This is a genomic window from Nocardiopsis sp. NPDC055824, from assembly GCF_053616335.1.
This window is the reverse complement of sequence record NZ_JBSHDN010000328.1, coordinates 1-4,489: the sequence shown is the minus strand read 5'-3', so window position 1 is coordinate 4,489 and position 4,489 is coordinate 1. Positions and strand designations below refer to the sequence as shown.

Here is a 4,489-nt window from a genome sequence, read left to right as displayed (position 1 = left end):
CGCCCCGCGGGGCGCGGCCCTTGCGCACGCTGTGGCCCGGCCTGCTCAGCTCAGCTCGCCGAGGGCCTTCTCCGCCTCGGCCAGCCACGAGCGGCGCGCCTCCAGGGCGTCCTCGTGCTCCTTGACGCGGCGGTCGTCGCCCCGCTCCCTGGCCTTCTCCAGCTTGGCCTCCAGGTCGGTGATCGCCGCCGCCAGCTGGGACACCGTGTCCCTGGCGCGGGCGATCGCCTCCGGGTTGCTCCGCTCCCACTCGGCGTCCTCGGCCCGGCGCACACCGTCCTCGATCCGGCGGAAGGCGCCCTCGAGCTGGTCGCGCACGTCGCGGGGCAGCTCACCGGCCTCCTCCCACGCCTCCTGGAAGTCGCGCAGGCGGGCACGGGCCCGACGCGGGTCGGAGATCCCCGGGATCTCCGCCTCGGCCTCGGCCAGGATCCGCTCCTTGGCCTCGGCGTTGACCCGCAGCTCCGCGTCGCGCTCGGCGAAGGTCGCGTTGCGCGCGTCGAAGAAGCGGTCCTGGGCCGCCTTGAAGCGCGTCCACAGCTTGTCCTCGCTCGCTCTGTCCGCGCGCCCGGTCCTCTTCCACTGCTGCATGAGGTCGCGGTAGGCGCGGGCCGTGGGCCCCCAGTCGTCGGAGCCCGACAGCGCCTCGGCCTCGGCGACGATGCGCTCCTTCTCCACGCGCACGGAGTCGCGCTCCTGGTCCAGGTTCGCGAAGTACGTCTTGCGGCGCTTGGAGAAGGAGTTGCGCGCGGCGGACATCCGCTTCCACAGCGCCTGCTCGGTGGGACGGTCGGCCCGGGGGGCCTTCTTCCACTCCTCGATGAGCTGCAGCATCCGCTCGCCGCCGGACTTCCAGTGCGTCGTCTCGGCCGCGACCCGCTCGGCCTCGGCGACGATGCGCTCCTTGGTCTCCCGGGCCTGCCCGCGGGCCTGCTCCTGCGCCTGCTTCTGCTCGACCTTGCGCTCCTCGGCGCGGCCGGAGAGGGCGTCCAGCCGCCTGCCCAGCGACTCGAGGTCGCCGACGGCGTTCGCATCGGTGACGGCGGAGCGCAGCTTGTCGATGTTCGACATCGCGGCGGCGGCGGACAGGTCCGTGCTGCGGAGCCGCTTCTCCAACAGCTCCACCTCGGTGACCAGGGCGTCGTACTTGCGTCGGAAGAACGCCAGAGCCTCCTCCGGCGCCCCCGCCTGCCACGATCCGACGACCCGCTCACCTTCGCTCGTGCGGACGTAGACCGTGCCGTCGTCGTCTACGCGGCCCCAAGGGTCCGTGGTCACCGTGTCCTCCTGCTGTCATGAGCCCCGCCGTGGGGCGGGCTCGGGTCGTCGCGCCGCTCGAGCGCCGCGTCGTGATGGGAACCACCGTGCTCAGCACGATATCCATACGATTCGACGGGCGGCGACGCGCCGTGATTCACATCGGCGCAGATCATGCGTGTCCGCGCGTCCCCGTGTGTCCCTCCGGGCCGCGCACCCGCCCGGAAGAGGCGCAGGTCGGGGCCTCGGCGCACACGACGACGGTGACCAATATGGCATTACCACGCGGTTTGGCAAAGAGGCGAGCCGCGCGCGGTGATCGAATGGTGATCAAACGCTTTCGCCGAGGTGCCCGACGGGTCGCCCCTCCTCCCGTGCCTCGGTAGGCTCTGCACCTGAGGGTTCGCGCGTTCCGAACCGCGGGCCCGCCCCTCCGACCGCGCACCCGACCGAGGACAGGACGACATCCGCCGTGCTCATCGCCGCACTTCCCACCGGGCCCCTCGCCGCGAACTGCTACGTGCTGGCACCGGCCCCCGGCGGCGACTGCATCGTCGTCGACCCCGGGCAGGAGGCGGCCGAACAGGTCGAGAAGGTGCTGTCGGAGCACGGCCTGACGCCCGTCGCGGTCCTGCTCACGCACGGGCACTTCGACCACGTGTGGTCGGCCGCCGAACTCGGCGGGCGCCACGGCGTGCCGGTCCACGTGCACGCCCGGGACCGCCACCTGCTCACCGACCCCGCCGCCGGGGTCGACCCCGGCTTCGCCGCCCGGCTGTCCTCCCTGCTGGGGGAGGGCCCCCACGCCGAGCCCTCGGACCTGGTCGAGGTGGCCGGGGGCGACACCCTGTCCCTCGCCGGCCTGGAGGTCGGGGTGGAGCACACCCCCGGGCACACCCCCGGGTCGGTCGTCTACACGGTCACCACGGAGGACGGGGTCCCCGTCATGTTCGCCGGCGACCTCGTCTTCGCCGGGTCCATCGGACGCACCGACTTCCCCGGCGGGGACCACGAGGCCATGCTGCGCAGCCTCGCCGACGCGGTCCTGGCCCGGCCCGACGGCACCCAGGTCCTGCCCGGTCACGGCCCCGCCACCACGGTCGAGCGGGAGCGCGCCACCAATCCGTACCTGCGCGACATCGCCGGCTGAGCCCGCCCGGACGACCCACCCCGCAGGAACGACGTGATGACCACCGAACACCGCAGAGGCGTCGACGCCCCGAGCGCGACCCCCCGGCCCCGCGACGGACGAGATACCCGCACCGGCCCCGCCTGAGGCGGGTTCCGGTGGTTTCCACACCGCCGTCCCCGGCCCCGGGGCCCGGGTGCGCGCGGGCGGTGTGCACAGGATCGGCCCGTACCAAAGCGCAGGTCGGGCACACTGGACACGAACCAAGACGCTGAAGGAGAAGTTCGTTGATACGCACGCATGAGGCAGGTGCGTTGCGCGCCGAGCACGCCGGCGCGACCGTTGTCCTCGCCGGCTGGGTGGCACGCCGCCGCGACCACGGCGGAGTGGTCTTCCTCGACCTGCGCGAAGCCTCCGGAGTGGCCCAGGTCGTCGTCCGCGAGGACGACCTGGCCCACGACCTCCGCGCGGAGTACTGCATCAAGGTCACCGGCACGGTCCGGGTCCGGCCCGAGGGCAACGAGAACCCCGAGATCCCCACCGGCGCGATCGAGGTCGCCGCCGACGAGATCGAGGTGCTCAGCGAGTCCGCCCCGCTGCCCTTCCAGCTGGACAGCGCCGCGGACGTGGCGGAGGAGACCCGCCTGCGCTACCGGTACCTGGACATCCGGCGCCAGGAGATGGCGGAGAACCTGCGCCTGCGCTCCAAGGCCACCTACGTCGCCCACGACGTCATGCGCGACCTCGGCTTCGTGTACGTCGAGACGCCGTACATGACCCGCTCCACCCCCGAGGGCGCCCGCGACTTCCTGGTCCCCGTCCGCCTCCAGCCGGGCCACTGGTACGCCCTGCCGCAGTCCCCGCAGCTGTTCAAGCAGCTGCTCATGGTCGGCGGCATGGAGCGCTACTACCAGCTCACCCGCTGCTTCCGCGACGAGGACCTGCGCGCCGACCGCCAGCCGGAGTTCACCCAGATCGACCTGGAGATGAGCTTCGTCGACGAGGAGGACATCTTCGCCGTCGGCGAGAAGCTGTTCACCCGCCTCCTGCGCGAGGTGCGCGGCGTCGAGCTGCCCGGGCGGTTCCCCCGGATGCGCTTCGCCGAGGCCATGGACCGGTTCGGCTCCGACAAGCCGGACCTGCGGTTCGGCCAGGAGCTGGTCGAGGTCACCGAGTACTTCGCGGACACCCCGTTCCGGGTCTTCAAGGCCCCCTACGTGGGCGCCGTGGTCATGCCGGGCGGCGGGTCCCAGACCCGCAAGGAGCTGGACGCCTGGCAGGAGTGGGCCCGCTCGCGCGGCGCCAAGGGCCTGGCCTACGTGCTCGTCCAGGAGGACGGCACCCTGGGGGGCCCGGTCGCCAAGAACCTGTCCGACACCGAGCGCGAGGGCCTGGCCGCCGAGGTCGGCGCGGCGCCCGGCGACGCCGTCTTCTTCGCGGCGGGCAAGCGCTCCGAGAGCCAGGAGCTGCTCGGCGCCGCGCGCCTGGAGATCGGCAAGCGGTGCGACCTGATCGACACCTCCCTCTGGGAGATCCTGTGGATCACCGACATGCCGCTGTTCGAGGAGGCCGACGAGGAGGGCTCCTGGAAGCCGGTGCACCACCCCTTCACGGCTCCGGCCGTCGAGGACGAGGACGACTTCCAGGAGCACCCGGGCACCACCAACTCCCGTGCCTTCGACCTGGTTCTCAACGGCTACGAGCTCGTCTCGGGGTCCATCCGTATCCACCGTGCCGAGATGCAGCAGCGCGTCTTCGACACGATCGGCCTGAGCAAGGCCGAGGCGGAGTCCAAGTTCGGTTTCCTGCTCGAGGCGTTCAAGTTCGGCCCGCCCCCGCACGGCGGCCTGGCCGTGGGCTGGGACCGGATCATCATGCTCCTGGCCGGACAGCCGACCATCCGCGAGGTCATCGCGTTCCCGAAGACCGCTTCGGGCGGCGACCCGCTGACCGGGGCGCCCACCCCGATCACCGGGGCCCAGCGGGCCGAGGCCGGGGTGGACGCGGACCCGGAGGCCGAGGCGCAGGCCAGGGCCGGCCGGAAGTAGGTCCGGAGGGGGCCTGAGAACCCTGTGACGGGGGCGGTGCGCGGTGGACGCGCAC

3 protein-coding genes are annotated in these 4,489 nt (G+C 72.6%); 2 read left to right on the top strand and 1 reads right to left on the bottom strand.

What is annotated here, in order from left to right; translation table 11 throughout:
* Positions 1 to 45: 45 nt before the first annotated feature.
* Positions 46 to 1,278 carry a DUF349 domain-containing protein gene (locus ACWGL3_RS31215; protein WP_267948921.1) on the bottom strand — a complete coding sequence of 411 codons (1,233 nt, stop codon included), beginning with the start codon at positions 1,276 to 1,278 and terminating at the stop codon, positions 46 to 48.
* Between the two features lie 451 nt (positions 1,279 to 1,729).
* On the opposite strand from ACWGL3_RS31215, the gene ACWGL3_RS31210 reads away from it, so the two are divergent.
* Positions 1,730 to 2,407: an MBL fold metallo-hydrolase gene (locus ACWGL3_RS31210; protein ID WP_267948922.1), complete on the top strand. Its 678-nt coding sequence runs from the start codon at positions 1,730 to 1,732 to the stop codon at positions 2,405 to 2,407.
* A 266-nt stretch (positions 2,408 to 2,673) separates the two neighbouring features.
* Positions 2,674 to 4,434 (top strand): aspartate--tRNA ligase, encoded by a 1,761-nt coding sequence (aspS, locus tag ACWGL3_RS31205; protein ID WP_267948923.1) that lies wholly within the window; start codon positions 2,674 to 2,676, stop codon positions 4,432 to 4,434.
* Positions 4,435 to 4,489 lie beyond the last annotated feature (55 nt).